Annotated in this window: 17 protein-coding genes and 1 tRNA gene; 6 read left to right on the top strand and 12 right to left on the bottom strand. The window is 72.1% G+C overall.

The window, feature by feature from the left end; translation table 11 throughout:
• Positions 1-66 precede the first annotated feature (66 nt).
• A complete protein-coding gene (locus BKA05_RS19210; protein ID WP_179532858.1) occupies positions 67-1,503 on the bottom strand; it encodes a vWA domain-containing protein in 1,437 nt (478 codons plus the stop codon).
• 25 nt (positions 1,504-1,528) lie between these two features.
• Positions 1,529-2,410 carry an AAA family ATPase gene (locus BKA05_RS19205; protein ID WP_179532857.1) on the bottom strand — a complete coding sequence of 294 codons (882 nt, stop codon included), beginning with the start codon at positions 2,408-2,410 and terminating at the stop codon, positions 1,529-1,531.
• Positions 2,411-2,493: 83 nt separating this feature from the next.
• Between BKA05_RS19205 and BKA05_RS19200 the strand changes: the two genes are divergently transcribed.
• A complete protein-coding gene (locus BKA05_RS19200; RefSeq protein WP_179532856.1) occupies positions 2,494-2,868 on the top strand; it encodes a hypothetical protein in 375 nt (124 codons plus the stop codon).
• Between the two features lie 9 nt (positions 2,869-2,877).
• On the opposite strand, the gene BKA05_RS19195 is transcribed toward BKA05_RS19200, so the two are convergent.
• The 7 genes from BKA05_RS19195 to BKA05_RS19165 all read right to left on the bottom strand — a co-directional run bounded on the left by BKA05_RS19195 (position 2,878) and on the right by BKA05_RS19165 (position 8,851).
• The gene (locus BKA05_RS19195) at positions 2,878-3,660 is read right to left on the bottom strand and encodes a hypothetical protein (RefSeq protein WP_179532855.1); all 783 of its coding nucleotides are present in this window, start codon (positions 3,658-3,660) and stop codon (positions 2,878-2,880) included.
• 8 nt (positions 3,661-3,668) lie between these two features.
• Positions 3,669-4,187 (bottom strand): RNA polymerase sigma factor, encoded by a 519-nt coding sequence (locus BKA05_RS19190; RefSeq protein ID WP_343045770.1) that lies wholly within the window; start codon positions 4,185-4,187, stop codon positions 3,669-3,671.
• 99 nt (positions 4,188-4,286) lie between these two features.
• On the bottom strand, positions 4,287-5,072 hold the full coding sequence (locus BKA05_RS19185; RefSeq protein ID WP_281364593.1) for a hypothetical protein: 786 nt from the start codon (positions 5,070-5,072) through the stop codon (positions 4,287-4,289).
• A gap of 146 nt (positions 5,073-5,218) precedes the next feature.
• A complete protein-coding gene (locus tag BKA05_RS19180; RefSeq protein WP_246289836.1) occupies positions 5,219-6,022 on the bottom strand; it encodes a crotonase/enoyl-CoA hydratase family protein in 804 nt (267 codons plus the stop codon).
• 44 nt (positions 6,023-6,066) lie between these two features.
• Entirely contained in the window at positions 6,067-7,914 is a 1,848-nt protein-coding gene (locus BKA05_RS19175; RefSeq protein ID WP_218842468.1) for a S8 family serine peptidase, read from the bottom strand.
• A 128-nt stretch (positions 7,915-8,042) separates the two neighbouring features.
• The gene (locus BKA05_RS20445) at positions 8,043-8,579 is read right to left on the bottom strand and encodes a gamma carbonic anhydrase family protein (RefSeq protein WP_179532851.1); all 537 of its coding nucleotides are present in this window, start codon (positions 8,577-8,579) and stop codon (positions 8,043-8,045) included.
• Between the two features lie 50 nt (positions 8,580-8,629).
• Positions 8,630-8,851, bottom strand: a complete 222-nt coding sequence (locus BKA05_RS19165; RefSeq protein WP_179532850.1) for a hypothetical protein — start codon at positions 8,849-8,851, stop codon at positions 8,630-8,632.
• Positions 8,852-8,964: 113 nt separating this feature from the next.
• On the opposite strand from BKA05_RS19165, the gene BKA05_RS19160 reads away from it, so the two are divergent.
• A complete protein-coding gene (locus tag BKA05_RS19160) occupies positions 8,965-9,606 on the top strand; it encodes a hypothetical protein (protein ID WP_179532849.1) in 642 nt (213 codons plus the stop codon).
• A gap of 75 nt (positions 9,607-9,681) precedes the next feature.
• On the opposite strand, the gene BKA05_RS19155 is transcribed toward BKA05_RS19160, so the two are convergent.
• Positions 9,682-9,771, bottom strand: a tRNA-Ser gene (locus tag BKA05_RS19155).
• Positions 9,772-9,967: 196 nt separating this feature from the next.
• On the opposite strand from BKA05_RS19155, the gene BKA05_RS19150 reads away from it, so the two are divergent.
• The 3 genes from BKA05_RS19150 to BKA05_RS19140 all read left to right on the top strand — a co-directional run bounded on the left by BKA05_RS19150 (position 9,968) and on the right by BKA05_RS19140 (position 13,158).
• Positions 9,968-11,176: a GAF domain-containing protein gene (locus tag BKA05_RS19150; protein WP_179532848.1), complete on the top strand. Its 1,209-nt coding sequence runs from the start codon at positions 9,968-9,970 to the stop codon at positions 11,174-11,176.
• Between the two features lie 114 nt (positions 11,177-11,290).
• Entirely contained in the window at positions 11,291-12,814 is a 1,524-nt protein-coding gene (gene exaC / locus BKA05_RS19145; RefSeq protein ID WP_179532847.1) for an acetaldehyde dehydrogenase ExaC, read from the top strand.
• Entirely contained in the window at positions 12,814-13,158 is a 345-nt protein-coding gene (locus BKA05_RS19140) for a DUF779 domain-containing protein (protein WP_179532846.1), read from the top strand. The genes exaC and BKA05_RS19140 overlap by 1 nt, the downstream gene beginning before the upstream one ends.
• On the opposite strand, the gene tadA is transcribed toward BKA05_RS19140, so the two are convergent.
• Together tadA and BKA05_RS19130 are read right to left on the bottom strand one after the other, a co-directional pair.
• On the bottom strand, positions 13,155-13,607 hold the full coding sequence (gene tadA, locus BKA05_RS19135) for a tRNA adenosine(34) deaminase TadA (RefSeq protein WP_179533346.1): 453 nt from the start codon (positions 13,605-13,607) through the stop codon (positions 13,155-13,157). The two genes, BKA05_RS19140 and tadA, sit on opposite strands and share 4 nt — an antisense overlap.
• Positions 13,608-13,630: 23 nt before the next feature.
• Entirely contained in the window at positions 13,631-14,137 is a 507-nt protein-coding gene (locus BKA05_RS19130; protein WP_218842467.1) for a tRNA adenosine deaminase-associated protein, read from the bottom strand.
• A 123-nt stretch (positions 14,138-14,260) separates the two neighbouring features.
• Here BKA05_RS19130 and upp point away from each other — a divergent pair, with 123 nt between their 5' ends.
• Complete coding sequence (gene upp / locus BKA05_RS19125; RefSeq protein WP_179532845.1) at positions 14,261-14,902, top strand: uracil phosphoribosyltransferase; 642 nt, start codon at positions 14,261-14,263, stop codon at positions 14,900-14,902.
• Positions 14,903-15,101: the final 199 nt, after the last annotated feature.

Below are 15,101 nucleotides of genomic sequence, written 5' to 3'. Positions count from 1 at the left end.
CACCTCCGAGCCGGCGTATTGATGCGCCGGTTCGGCACCCCTCAGAGCACAGGTCAGAGGCGCCGCTCAGAGGACCTGGTGGACGAACTCCGTGAGCTGGGTGAGGTTGCGGCACTCGACCATCGGCATCGCCTCGCCGTAGCGCGAGGCCGCGGAGTCGCCGGTGTCCCAGTGCCGCTGGTGCTCGGGGTTGAGCCACCAGGCGTGCCGGCACTGGTCGGCGAGCTCGGCGAGCGTGTCGACGGCGAGGTCGGAGTAGTTGGAGCGGGCATCGCCCAGCACGAGCAGCGCGGTGCGCGGGCCGATCGCGTCGGAGTGCCGCTCGGCGAAGGTCGTCAGCGCCCTGCCGTAGTTGGTGCGGCCCCACAGCGCGGCGTGGGCCGTGCTGGCCGCCAGCTCGGTCATCACGTCCACCACGTCGGCCCCGGGCTTGAAGTGGTGGGTCACCTCGTGCACGTGGTCGATGAAGGTGAAGGCGCGCACCTTGGTGAACTGGTCGCGCAGCGCGAAGACCAGCAGCAGCGTGAACTGCGCGAAGTTGGCCACCGACCCGCTCACGTCGCAGAGCACCACCAGCTCGCTGCGGTGCGGGCGCTTGGGCTTGTGGTGGGTGGTCAGCGGCACGCCACCGGTGGACACCGAGGCACGCACGGTGCGGCGGAAGTCCAGCGGGCCGCGGCGGTGGGCGTGGTGCTGCTGGGTGAGCCGGGTCGCGAGCCGCCGCGCGAGCGGCTGGATCTCGCGGCGCATCTCCTCCAGGTCGCTGCGCCGCATGGAGAGGAAGTCCAGCCGGTCGATGGTGGGGCGCAGCGCCGCCTGCGCGACGTGGTCGGGGCCCTTCTCCTCCCCGATCCGGCGCCGGGCATCGGCCTCGACCTGCCGGGTGAAACCGCCGATGCGGCGGCCGGCCAGCCGGTCGGCCTCCTCCTCGGTGCGTCCGTCGGCCATCAGCCCCTGCACGATCTGCTCGACGAGCTCGCCGGGGGCGACCCGCTGGATCGCGGTGTACGCCGACCACGACGACAGCCCGGGGCCGCGCCCGGGCATCGCGCCGAACCGGCCGACCATCTCGACCGCCAGCGCGTCGAGGGCCTCCTGGTCGCCGTCGAGCAGCGCCTGCTCCAGGCGCTCGCGGAACTCCGCCAGCGCCGCCCCGTTGTCGCGGGCGCCAACGGGTGCCTCCTGGTCGTCGCCGCCGTCGCCCGGCTCACCGGCCTCGCCCTCGACGCCCTCGGCCGCGGGGTCCAGCCGCCCACCGGCGCCCTCCCCGATCATCCGCGGGAAGTAGAGGTCGAAGAGCGCGTCGAACGTCGGCCGCCACTGGTGCCGCTTGACCAGCGTGGCGGCGTACCCCTCCTTGAGCGAGGCGCGGTCGGCCCAGTCGAGGGCCTGCAGCACCGCGACGGCGTCGAGGTCCTCGGAGATGGAGACGGGCAGGCCGGCCGCGCGCAGCGCCTCGAGGAAGGCGATGTGGCGGTCCAGCAGGCCGGAACGGGTGCTCATGGCGACGACGGCGGGACGGCGCGGATCAGGCGCGGGCCAGGCGCAGCTCCTTGACCGCGCGCTCGGTGTCGGTGACGTGCTTGAGCACCACCCCGAGGGTGGCGGTGACGGCGGCGTCGTCGAGGTCCTTGATCTCCAGGGCCAGCAGGGTGCGGGCCCAGTCGATGGACTCCGCGATCGAGGGCGCCTTCTTCAGCTCCAGCTCGCGCAGCCGGCCCACGAGCGTGACCAGCTGGGTCGCCACGCCCTCCTCCAGATCGGGGACCTGGGAGAGCACGATGTCGCGCTCGCGGTCGGCGTCGGGGTACTCCAGGTGCAGGTAGAGGCAGCGCCGCTTGACCGCCTCGGACAGCTCGCGGGTGGCGTTGGAGGTGAGCACGACGTACGGGCGGCGCACGGCTGCGATCGTGCCCATCTCCGGGATCGTGACCTGGAAGTCGCTGAGCACCTCCAGCAGCAGGCCCTCGACCTCGACGTCGGTCTTGTCGACCTCGTCGATCAGCAGCACGGTCGGCTGCTCGCGCCGGATCGCGGTCAGCAGCGGGCGGGTCAGCAGGAACTCATCGGTGAAGATGTCGTCGTGGGTCTCGTCCCACGTCTGGCCCTGGCTGGCCTGGATGCGCAGCAGCTGCTTCTTGTAGTTCCACTCGTACAACGCGCGGGCCTCGTCGAGCCCCTCGTAGCACTGCAGGCGCACCAGCTCCGCGCCGGTGGAGCGTGCGACGGCCTTGGCCAGCTCGGTCTTCCCGACGCCGGCCGGGCCCTCGAGGAGCAGCGGCTTCTCCAGCGCACCGGCGAGGAAGGTGGTGGTCGCCGTCGCGGTGTCCGCGAGGTATCCGGTGGCGGTGAGCCGCTCGGCGGCGTCGGACGGGGAGGAGAACCAGGTCACCGAACCATCCTGGCCCATCGGTGCCCAACGAGCGGGGGTGGCTCCGGTCACACCGGTCCGTACCGGCGTGACCCGGCCGGTCGCGACCTCGTTGTGGTGGCATGCCCGACTCCCCCACCGAGCGCCTCGCACGGCCCACCCCTCCCCGGGTCGTGCTGCGTGCGCTCGACGTGGTCAAGGGGTTGGTGCTGGGCGCGGTCGTCTCCATCGGACTCGCGTCCCACGTCCAGGCCGAGCCCGCGGCTCCTCCCCCCGCGGCCACGCCTGTCGACACGCAGCTCGCACGGCTCATGACGGACCACCGCTGCTCCACCACCGGCTTCGCCGACGGCTCCATCCCAGCGGCCTCCCTCATCCGTACGCCGGCCGGCGAGCTGCGTGTCGTCTCCTTCGCCCGCGGCTGGGCCGCCCACGAGGGCGTCTCCCCCGGTGAGCTGGTCGCGGTCTGCCTCGGCTCGCGCGGCGAGCTGCGCTGATCCGACTTCCTACTCCTCGTCCGGCGACGCGCCGCCGGCGTCGTCGGATTCCGAGTCGCTCTCCGCACCGGGCTCCGAGGGGTCCTCCGCCTCGTCTTGCTCGCTGTCGCCGTCGGGACCTGCGCTCTCCTTGGGCTCCTTGGGCTCCTTGGGCTCCTTGGGCTCCTTGGGCGCTCGATCGCTGCCTTGGCCGCCCGCCGCATCTCCGTCCACGTCGTCCCGGTCGTCCCGGTCTCCCCGGTCGTCCCGGTCTCCCCGGTCGTCCCGGTCCCCATCGGATTCGCCATCCCGAGGCCCATCACGGGGTTCATTGCGGTCGTCTCGCCCGCCCTGATGAGGTCCCTCGGCGTCCGGCGTGGTCGTGTCACGGGGGTCGTGGGGGGCACCCGGAGCGTCATCCGTCGGCTCGCGGAAGGAGTTCTCGCCGGAGTCGAGGTCACCGTTCGGATCGGGCTGCGGCTGCTCGACCACGGGTCGGCCCACGAGTTGGTCGAAGCGCTGCTGCCACGCGTCGGGGAGTGCATTGGCAGCACCAGCCAGTCCCACCCCGGCAGTCACGGCGACAGCGATGGCCGCGGTGACGGCTCCCGCCCGGCGGACGCTCGTGGCCAGTCGCCTCGGTTGCGGCGAAGGCGCCCGACCATGGGTGATGAAGTGGCTCACGACATCGCCCGCTGGTGGCGGGGACGCATGAGCCGATGCCCGAAGGTCCTCGAACAGCGAGGCGACACCCTGTAGATCGGCCGACACAGGTTCCCCAGCCATCAGTTGCGCGATCGTCGCGTCGTCCATGGTCCCGCTCATCGTTCCCCCTCAGTGGCACACTCGCGCAACCGGGCCAGCGCCCTCGCCTGTAAGGCCTTGACGGCGCCGGGGCGACGCCCCATCACCGCAGCGGTCTGCCCGATGTCTAGATCCGCGATCACGCGCAGCAGCACCACGTGGCGTTGGTCGTCGGTGAGGCAGCCGAGTAGGGCACGAACCGCGTCGAGTTGCTCGACTTTCGCAGGGCCCTCCTGGGACGGTCCGCGCTCATCGTCGAACATCGCCTCCAGCGGCACCGTGGACACTTCCCGTCCACGTCGGCGCCTGGCGTCGACGACACGGCGTCGGGCCACCGTGAACAGCAGGCCCCGGAATCCTGGCTCGTCACCGCGGAATCGGTCGATCCTCGCGAACACCTGGGCGAACACGTCGTTGACGGTCTCGTCCGGCTCGGCACAGCCGAGCCTCGTGACGAAGGCCCGCACGGGTGGGGCGTACTCCGTCCACAAGTGGGAGAACCCTTCGGGTCGTCCTTGCGACGCGGCGGCGAGCACGGCCGCGAACGTCGAGGCGCGGGTCCCGTCCTCAGCGGTCGCCGAGGACGGGACCCGGGGTGGTCCGTCCGTCACCACTCCGGTGATCTCACGCAGCGATCAGGGCACCCGCCACCACGCGACAGCCCCGCGCTCGGAGGCCGACCCGTCAACGTCCGACCCCGCGGCGTCCTCGTCGGAATCCTCGTCGGAATCCTCGTCGTCGTCCTCGTCCTCTCCCTGGTCGTCGCACTCGTCGTCGACGTCGTCGTCCTCGTCCTCGTCCTCGACGCCGTCCTCGTCGGAGTCCTCGTTGCCATCGAGGACACCGTCTCCGTCGCTGTCAGGCTCGTTCGGGTCAGTTCCGAAGTCGTTCTCGTCCTCGTCCGCGATGCCGTCCAGGTCGGAATCGTCGTCATCGAACCCGCATCGCTCGGTGGCGTCGTCCTCGTCCTCGTTGTCCACACCGTCCTCGTCGGAGTCCTCGTCACCGTCCAGGACACCGTCGTCATCACTGTCCGGGTCAAGCGGATCGCTGACCTCGAGCTCGTCGAGCAGCTCGTCCCCGTCCTCGTAGCCGTCGCCGTCGGTGTCCTCATCCAGCGGCTCGGTACCCTGCCGCATCTCCACGATGTTCCTCAGACCATCTCGGTCCGGGTCACGTCGGGCGTCCTTCTTCCGCGGGTTCGTCCCGTGTCGGCGCTCCCAGCGGTTGCTCATCCCGTCCCCGTCCCGGTCTCGGCCCGCCTTGCCAAGGTGGGGACGGGCGTCGCTGCGGTGGCTCGTGACCGCAGCATCGGCCAAGGACACCGTCGATACTGTCAGGATCACCGGACCCGCCGTACAGGTCAGGAGCGCGGTGGCCACCGCCGCAGCGCGCCGCCCAGAAACTCCTACTCGCGTCATGTCCATCTCCTCACATCATCGGCGAGCCCTCCCCGCCGCTCACACACCACATCGACGAGGGAGAGGGACGGGGATACGCTCGACGGCGCTTCTTTACCAAACGTCCCCGCCGGTCTAGCCCACCCCCGCCTTCGGCTACCCGGAACTCACCCGCCAAGCGGCTGCCCGTGCCGACCCTCGCCGGCCACGAACCGCTGCGCACCCTCGACGGCCCCGGTGAGCGAGACCAGCCCGTGCCGGTGCTCGACCTCGAGCGCCTGCTCCTCGGTCAGGCCTTCCGACTCCAGCACCGAGAGCCGGTCCTCGGCCAGGCAGGTCTGCGGCAGGCCGGCGAGCTGGCGGGCCAGCGTCTCGGCCTCGACCCGCGCCTGGCCGACCGGCACGACCCGGTTGACCAGACCCATCCGCTCGGCCTCCCAGGCGTCGACGGGACGACCGGTGAGGATCAGGTCCATGGCGCGACTGGTGCCGATGAGCCGCGGCAGCCGCACGGTGCCGCCGTCGATGAGGGGCACGCCCCAGCGGCGACAGAAGACCCCGAGGACCGCGTCCCCGGCGGCGACCCGCAGGTCGCACCAGATCGCCAGCTCCAGCCCGCCGGCCACGGCGTGGCCCTCGATCGCGGCGATCACCGGCTTGGACACGCGCATCCGGGTGGGGCCCATCGGCCCGTCGGCGGGGAGCGGATCGACGCGGTTGCCCTCCGGCGTGCCGATGGCCTTGAGATCGGCGCCCGCGCAGAACGTGCCGCCGTCGCCGTGGAGCACCGCGACGCGCTGCTCCGGGTCGGCGTCGAACTCCCGGAACGCCGCCGCCAGGGCGGCGGCGGTCGGGCCGTCGACAGCGTTGCGGGCGTGCGGGCGGTCGATGACGACGGTGGTCACCGGACCGTCGCGCTCCACACGCACCGACGGCCCCGGGGACTCGGGGGACATGCTCTGGTGAGACATGCTCCCGACCCTAGGGCCGTCGGGGAGGGTTCAGCAGGTGGCGATCAGCGGGGGTCGCCCCAGAACTGCCAGTCACCGGAGCCGCTCGCCGAGGTGATCACCCAGCGGTAGGTGCCGTTGGCGACGCTGCGGTTGATCTCCTCCTCCGAGCCGGGAGTGCGGCTGGAGGCGAGGTCGGTCCACGAGCACCACAGCAGGCCACAGGAGCGCTGCTGGAGCGTGAGGTCGAAGTTCGCGGCCGCGGGGCCGCGCAGCCAGCCCTTCAGCGCACCGCTGGCGGTGAAGCCCGCGGAGCCGGCCGGGTAGGCGGTGCCGCCGTTGGCCAGGGTGCCGGAGTACTCCGTGCAGTCAGTGCAGGGCACCGAGCTCGGGTCGAACGGCGCGACCTGACCACTGGTGGTCGCGGTCTGCCCGCCGGTGTCGGTGACGGTGAGGGTCACGGTCAGCGCACCGCCGGTGGAGTAGGCGTGCGAGGGGCTGACGCCGCTGCCGGAGGCACCGTCGCCGAAGGACCAGGAGTACGACGCGATGCCCCTGTCGTCGCGGGAGCCGCTGGCGTCGAAGGCGCAGGTGAGGCCGTCGCAGCTGCTCGTGAACGCGGCGGTCGGCGCCCGGTCGATGCTCGGGTCGTCGACCGCGACGCCCGACCACAGCAACTTGTTGGGGGACCCCGCGCCCGGGTTGGTGACCTTGGAGGCGCTGGACCCCTCCACGACGACGTCCTGCGCCGCGGTGGCGGACAGCCCCGGGTCGATCGAGCGGACCAGGGCCAGGACGCCGGCGACGTGCGGGCTGGCCATCGACGTACCGCTCAGCACGGTCGAGCCGGTGGTGTTGCGGTAGTCGGCGGCGGTGATGCTGCTGCCGGGGGCGAACAGGTCGACGCAGGTGCCGTAGTTGGAGAACGACGACCGGGCGTCGGTGCGCTCGGTGGAGCCGGTGGTCAGGACGGCCGGCGCCGCCGCCGGGGAGGTGGTGCAGGCGTCCTTGTTGTCGTTGCCCGCGGCGACGGCGACGGCGACGCCGGACTGCACGAGCGCGGTGACGGCGTTGTCGACGTCGGCGGAGCGGCTGACCGTGCCGAGCGAGAGGTTCGCGACCGACTGCGGCTCGGCGTTCTGGGCGACCCAGTCGATGCCGGCGATGATCGCCGCACCGCTGCCCGAGCCCTGGCAGTTGAGCACGCGCACAGCGTGGACGGTGGCCTTCTTGGCGATGCCCCAGGTGGTGCCGGCGGCGGTGCTGCTGACGTGGGTGCCGTGGCCGTTGCAGTCGGTCCAGGCGGTCGGGTCGACCGAGCCGAAGCCGAGCAGCCCACCGGCCACGAAGTTGCGACCGGTCCCGACGCGGCCGGTGAACTCGGCGTGGTCGGGGTTGAGGCCGGTGTCGATGACGTAGACGTGGGCGTCGCGGCCGGCGTCGTCGGCGTACTCGAAGGTGGAGTCGAGCGGGAGCGAGCGCTGGTCGGTGCGGTCGATGCCCCAGGTCGCGCCGGGCTGCTCACCGGTGGCGACCGCCCGGACGTCGCGACGCACGGTCTCGACGACCGGCAGCGCGCGCAGGGCCGAGGCGGCCACGCTCGGGAGGCGGACGGCGAAGCCGTTGAGCACCTCGTCGTAGGTGTAGAGGACCGTGCCGCCGAGCGGCTTCGTCAGCTCGCGGGCGAGCCGCGGGACCACGTCGACGGCCGGGTCGACGGTGACCACGTAGTCGCGCAGCTCGGTCAGGTCGGCGAGACCCCCCAGCAGCGAGGACGTCGGCTCGGCGGCCGGAGCGGCGGCGGTCGCGGGCTGCGCGGCCGCGACACCACCGGCCGCCAGGCCGAGGGTCGCGACGATGCTCGCGGCGGCACGGACGGACGGGCGGACCGACGAGCGGATGGTCGGACGCACGGGGGTACGACGAGATGACGACATCAGGCTCCCTCCCCAGGGACTCGAGAAATTTCGGATGCTCTCGGTCCGCCCAACCCCGGCGTGTGAGCCGGGTTACGCCCGGGGGTATGTCTTTACCTGGTGGTCTAGACCAGCGGGTCGACGGTGCGCGCAGTACGACGGTGCCGGTCTGCCAGGTCGCGGTAGTACTCCGCGTTGGAGTCGATCCACAGCTGGGAGCTGGTGCCCTCGACCGGCTTGATCGCCTTGCAGGGGATCCCGGTGGCGACCATCCCGCCGGGGATCGAGGTGCCCGGGGTGACGACCGAGCCGGCGCCGACCAGCGTGCCGGGACCCACCACGGAGTCGTCGAGCAACGTGCTGCCGTTGCCGACGAGCGCCTTCTCGCCGACCTCGCGCCCGTGGACCGTGCAGGAGTGCCCGACGGTCGCGTGGGGACCGATGGTGAGGGTGTGCCCCGGTGCGGCGTGCAGGACCGAGTTGTCCTGGATGTTGGAGCCCTCCCGCACCACGATCGTGCAGATGTCGCCGCGCAGGACGGCGCCGTACCAGACGCTCGCGCCCTGCTCGACGGTCACGGCACCGATGAGGGTGGCGGTCTCGGCGACGAAGGCCTCGGGGTGGACGCGGGGGCGCTTGCCCTCGAACTCGACGATGATCACCCGGCCATCCTGCCGGTGGGCGTGCCCGTCACCCGCCGAGGGTCACACGCTCAGAGCTTCTCCATCTTGTTGAACGGCGAGGTGATCCGCAGCGTCTGGGCTCCGAAGTCGACGGTGACGCCGTAGGAGTCGACGCCCACCACCAGGCCGAGGCCGTGGATGTCGTGGGAGACCCGGTCGCCGGTCTCGAAGATCTCGACCACCCGCTCCGGCTCGGGCTGGAACGGACTGTTGGGGAGGTGGCGGCGACTCGACCACGAGGAGGAAGGCATGTTCTGTCGAGTATGCGCCCTCCGGGCCGCCAGGGCCATGCTGGGGCGCCACCTTCGGGACCTGAGCCTGCGTGCTCAGGCGTGGAGCCCCCGGTCCGGGGCACCCTGACGACATGCCACCGTGCACCCGTCCCCTGCTCTCGTCGGCCCCTCTCGTGCTGCTGGTCACCGGGTGCGGCTTCGCCGTGGACACCCCGCTCGGGGTCGCGGACCTGCCGGTCGCCGTCGCTCCCGGCGAGGAGGTCACCGGACGGGTCGTGCACCCCGACGGCGACATCACCGTCACGATCGGGCCGGCGCGGCGTGGGCTGCGGCAGGACGAGCGGGTCGAGCCGGCACTGCCGTGCGCGTACGACGACGAGCAGCTCACCTGCGCGACCGACACCCTGGCCGAGGGCGTCCACGCGGTGCAGGTCAGCGACGCGGCCCAACCGGGCGAGCTGGTGCAGACGGCGTACGTCGCCGTCACGTCGCGGCCCGGCTACGAGCCCGCGGTCGACTCGACCCCCGCGAACCCGGCCGACGACGAGATGTTCGACGCCCGGCTCACCGGCTGGGGCGCCGAGCAGGAGCTGCGGGTGCGCGTCCTGCTGCGGGGCGAGGTCGTGCAGCGCCGACGCCTCACCACCGACGCGGCCGGGACCGCGGCGGTCGAGGTCGGCCGGGCCGGACGCGAGGCGTACGAGGTGCGGGTGCGCGACGGCCTCTGGGGCGCCGGCGGGGCCCCGGCGTTCAGCGTGTGGCTGCCAGCGTGAGCGCGCCTCGGGCACGCGCCCGGACCAGACGCCGAGAGCCCCGGGACCAGGAGGTCTCCGGGGCTCTCGGGAAGCTGGCGGTGGCGGTGGGATTTGAACCCACGGTGGGTTTGACCCCACACATCATTTCGAGTGATGCACCTTCGGCCGCTCGGACACGCCACCGCAGGTGAACATACCGGAGCGACCTGATCGGCACGAAATCGCCTTCGGGAGGCGCCGGGCAGTGCCCCGTGAGGCCGTCGGCCTCGGATGCAACGTCGTTGCAACGTCACCGCAGCCACCCTGCGAGACGTCCCGCGAGAGACGCCGGTCACACCGTTCCCTGGCGAGGTGCCCCTCCACGATGTCTACTGATCTCATGACCCGACGGACCGCCCGCGGCGCCATGCGCGCCGAGGTCGCCGAGTCCTGGCAGCGCTCCGCCGCCGCCGGCGTCACCTGCGACGCCCCCGAGGCGCCGGTGACGATCCAGGAGTCCGACCTGCGCAGCCTGCGGGAGGCGCACCCCCTGGCCCGTGTCTTCCCCCTCCTCGACGACGTGCTCGGCCAGGCCGTGCGCGACGTCGACGCGGTGATGGCCATCGGCGACGCCGCCGGGCAGCTGCTGTGGGTCTGCGGAGCCCCGAGCACCCTGCGCAGGGCCGAGGCGATCGGGTTCGTCGAGGGCAGCAACTGGGACGAGCGGGTGGCCGGCACCAACGCACCCGGCCTGGCCCTGGCCACCGGTCGCTCCGCCACGATCACCCGCGCCGAGCACTTCCGCGCCAGCGTCCAGCCCTGGTCGTGCGCAGCCACCCCCATCCACGACCCGGCGACCAGCGAGCTGCTGGGCGTCCTCGACGTCACCGGCGGCGACCAGGTGGTGGTGCCGCAGACGCTGGCGATGGTGCGCGCGGCGGCCCGGATGGCCGAGGCCGAGCTCGCCCGCGACCAGCTCTCGACCCGCCCGGCCACACCGCGCACCCGCGGGATCGGGTTGATGCTGGAGTCGCTGGGTCGCAGCGAGGCGCTGCTCACCGTCGACGACGGTCGAGGGCGCCTGTCCACCCTGCGCCTGAGCCCGCGGCACTCCGAGCTCGCGATGCTGCTGGCCTCGGCCCCGGCCGGGCTGACCGGCGACGAGCTGGCCGTGCTGCTCTACGAGGACGACGGCGGCTCCTCGACGCTGCGCGCCGAGCTCAACCGGCTGCGCGGACTGCTCGGCGAGGAGCTGCTGGCCTCCCGCCCCTACCGGCTCACCGCCTCGGTCTCCGGCGACTGGATCGCCACCGAGGCCCTCCTCGCGGCCGGCGACCTGCGCGGCGCGATGCGGTCCTACCGGGGTCCGGTCCTGCCGCGGTCCACGGCACCCGGCGTCGTACGCCTGCGGGAGGGGCTGGAGTCCTCCCTGCGCCACGCCCTGCTCCGCAGCCGCGAGGCCGACCTGATGTCGGCCTGGACCCGCTCGGCATGGGGCCGCGACGACTACGACATGTGGGTGGCCCAGCAGGCCGTCGTGCCCACCACCTCGCCGATGCGTGCCCTGGTCGACGGGCAGGTCGCCCGGCTCGACCGCGAGCTGGGCTGAACGCGGCGTCCCAGGGCAGGGCAACGTCCCCGCAACGTCGCGGTTCCTAGCGTCTGTGAGCGCCGTCACGTCGACGGCCCACTGCCACTGACGCCACCGACGCAAGGAGCGACCATGACCGTCTACGCACCTCCCGGAGCCCCCGACTCCCTCGTCTCCGTCCAGAGCCGCTACGGCCACTGGATCGGCGGCGAGTGGGTCGACCCGGTCCGCAGCAAGTACTTCGAGAACGTCTCGCCGGTCAACGGCAAGCCGTTCACCGAGATCGCCCGCGGCACCGAGGAGGACATCGAGGCCGCGCTCGACGCCGCGCACGCCGCCGCCGACGCGTGGGGTCGTACGTCGACGACCGAGCGTTCCAACGTCCTGCTCAAGATCGCCGACCGCATGGAGGAGAACCTCACCGCGCTGGCCGTCGCCGAGACCTGGGAGAACGGCAAGCCGGTCCGCGAGACCCTGGCGGCCGACCTGCCGCTGGCCGTGGACCACTTCCGCTACTTCGCCGGCGTGCTGCGCGCCCAGGAGGGCTCGATCGGCGAGATCGACGAGCACACCGTGGCCTACCACTTCCACGAGCCGCTGGGCGTCGTCGGTCAGATCATCCCGTGGAACTTCCCGATCCTGATGGCGGTCTGGAAGCTCGCCCCCGCCCTGGCCGCCGGCAACTGCGTCGTGCTCAAGCCCGCCGAGCAGACCCCGTGGTCGATCCTCAAGCTCATCGAGCTCGTCGGCGACCTGCTGCCCGCCGGCGTCGTCAACGTCGTCAACGGCTTCGGCGTCGAGGCCGGCAAGCCGCTCGCGTCCAGCTCGCGCGTCGCCAAGGTCGCCTTCACCGGCGAGACCACGACGGGGCGGCTGATCATGCAGTACGCCAGCCAGAACATCATCCCGGTGACGCTCGAGCTCGGTGGCAAGAGCCCGAACATCTTCTTCGACTCCGTCGCCGCGGAGCACGACGCGTTCTACGACAAGGCCCTCGAGGGCTTCGCGATGTTCGCGCTCAACCAGGGCGAGGTGTGCACCTGCCCGTCCCGGGCGCTGGTGCAGCGCTCGATGTACTCCGACTTCGTGGGCGACGCCGTCACCCGCGTGGAGAAGATCATCCAGGGCAACCCGCTCGACGACGCCACGATGATCGGCGCCCAGGCCTCCTCCGACCAGCTCGAGAAGATCCTGTCCTACATCGACATCGGCAGGGCGGAGGGCGCCAAGGTCCTCACCGGCGGCGAGCGCACCGTGCTCGAGGGCGACCTCGCCGAGGGCTACTACGTGCAGCCCACGATCTTCGAGGGCAGCAACTCGATGCGGATCTTCCAGGAGGAGATCTTCGGCCCGGTCGTCTCGCTGACGTCCTTCGACGACGAGGCCGACGCCCTGAAGATCGCCAACGACACCCTCTACGGCCTCGGCGCGGGCGTCTGGTCGCGTGACGGCGCCCAGGCCTTCCGTGCCGGCAAGGAGATCAAGGCCGGCCGCGTGTGGACCAACTGCTACCACGCCTACCCCGCGCACGCGGCCTTCGGCGGCTACAAGCAGTCCGGCATCGGCCGCGAGAACCACAAGATGATGCTCGACCACTACCAGCAGACCAAGAACCTGCTCGTGTCCTACTCCCCGGACGCGCTCGGCTTCTTCTGATGGTCGACGTGACGCCTGAGGCGGCGGAGCTCCTCCGCCGCCTCACGGCCGACCACGGGCCGGTGATGTTCCACCAGTCCGGCGGCTGCTGCGACGGGTCGGCGCCGATGTGCTACCCCGACGGGGACTTCATGCTCGGCGACGCCGACGTGCACCTCGGGGACCTCGACGTCGGGCTGGAGCGGGCCGTGCCGGTGTGGATGTCCAAGGCCCAGCACGAGTACTGGAAGCACACGGTGCTGACCATCGACGTGGTCACGGGGCGAGGCGCCGGGTTCAGCCTCGAGGCGCCGTACGGCGTGCGGTTCCTGACCCGGTCGCGGCTGGCCGACCCACCGGGCTAGCCGGAGTGGTCGCGCTGCTCGCGGTGGCCGCCGAAGAAGTCCGCGAGCAGCGCGGCCGACTCCTCGGCCAGCACCCCGGAGACGACCTCGGGGCGGTGGTTGAGGCGTCGGTCGCGCACGACGTCCCACAGGCTGCCGACGGCACCGGCCTTGTCGTCGAAGGCACCGAAGACCACCCGCTCCACGCGGGAGAGCACAGCGGCGCCCGCGCACATCGTGCACGGCTCGAGCGTGACGACCAGGGTGCAGCCCTCCAGGCGCCACTCCCCCCGGGCGCGTGCGGCCGCGCGGAGCGCGACGACCTCCGCGTGGCCGGTCGGGTCGGCCTCGGCCTCCCGCACGTTGCGACCGGCGCCGACCACGTCGCCGGCAGGGTCGAGGACGACCGCGCCGATCGGGACGTCGCCGGTGGCCAGCGCGGCGCGCGCCTGCTCCAGGGCGGCCCGCATCGGGTCCGCCCACCGCTCGCCGATCACGCGGAGGTCAGCCCCACCACGTCGTCGAAGAGCTCACCGAAGCCCATCAGCCGGGCCAGGTCCGAGAGCACCTCGTCGGGGTAGAGGTCGACGTCGTCGAGCAGCTCCTCCATGACCTCCTCGGCCACGCCGAGGTCGGCGAGCAGGGCCAGGTCTCCGGCCGGCTCGTCCTCGTCGCGCTCGTCGAGGTCGTCGGGGTCGATCTCGTCGAGCAGGTCGAGCACCGACTCGGCGAGGTCCCAGTCCTCCGCGGCGCTGGCGTCGGAGAGCAGCACCTGGGTGCGCGGACCCTGGACCCGCACGATGACGAAGAAGTCCTCGTCGATGCTGACCAGCGCGAGCGCGCCGGTGTCGCCGCCGAGGTGGCGCAACGCCTCGGCCAGGGTCTCGACGTCCTCGCAGTGCTCACGGGTCAGCTCGTCCACGACCCACTGGCCGGCCCGACGGTAGGCAGCCACGGCCAGGTCGACGTCGTCGATCTGGGCGTCGATCGTGTCCTGCATGTGGGACCCCCTGGAAGGGCGCGGGCACCGGGCCCGCGACGTGGCGTGTGACCAGGGTGGCAGACCACCGATCCGGGGCCAACCCCTTTCGCCCGCGGGCGGGATCCTCCCTAGGCTGGTCCCATGCGCACCCAGGTCGTGGACCACCCCCTCGTCACCCACAAGCTCACCACGCTGAGGGACGAGAGCACCGACTCCCCGACCTTCCGGGCCCTCACCGAGGAGCTCGTCGCGCTGCTCGCCTACGAGGCCACCCGTGACGTCCGGGTGGCCCCGGTGCAGGTGCAGACCCCGGTCGCGGTCGCCGACGGCGTACGCCTGGCCGCGCCGAAGCCGCTGGTCGTGCCCATCCTGCGCGCCGGCCTGGGCATGCTGGACGGCTTCATGCGACTGCTGCCCACCGCCGAGGTCGGCTTCCTCGGGATGGTGCGCAACGAGGACACCCTCGAGGCGTCGACGTACGCCGAGCGCCTGCCCGAGGACCTCTCGGGCCGCCAGTGCTACGTCCTGGACCCGATGCTGGCCACCGGCGGCACCCTGGCCGCCGCCATCCGCTTCCTCACCAACCGCGGCGCCGACCACATCACCGCGATCTGCCTGCTCGCCGCGCCCGAGGGTTGCGAGCGGCTCGCAGCCGATCTCGAGGGCCTCGACGTCCCGGTCACCGTCGTCACCGCCGCCATGGACGAGAAGCTGAACGAGAAGGGCTACATCGTGCCCGGCCTCGGCGACGCCGGGGACCGGTTGTACGGCGTGGCCGGCTGACCTCGACACGTTTCATCGGCCGGCCGACGAACCTTGCCGCCGCCGGCCCTGGTGACGGATCCGACCACTGATCTGGAGTGCCCACGACACGTCCTGCGTGTCAGGCGCACTCCACATCGGTGACCGGGTCGGTCCGGCGCACGGTGCAGTCCTCGGAGCGACAGGGCCGAAGGTTCGACTGATGTCAGTCAGACCTCCC

This window comes from Nocardioides marinus (assembly GCF_013408145.1).
GTDB classification, from domain to species: Bacteria; Actinomycetota; Actinomycetes; order Propionibacteriales; family Nocardioidaceae; genus Nocardioides; species Nocardioides marinus.
Note: the sequence above shows the minus strand (reverse complement) of the source record. Positions and strands in the feature narration are given on the sequence as shown.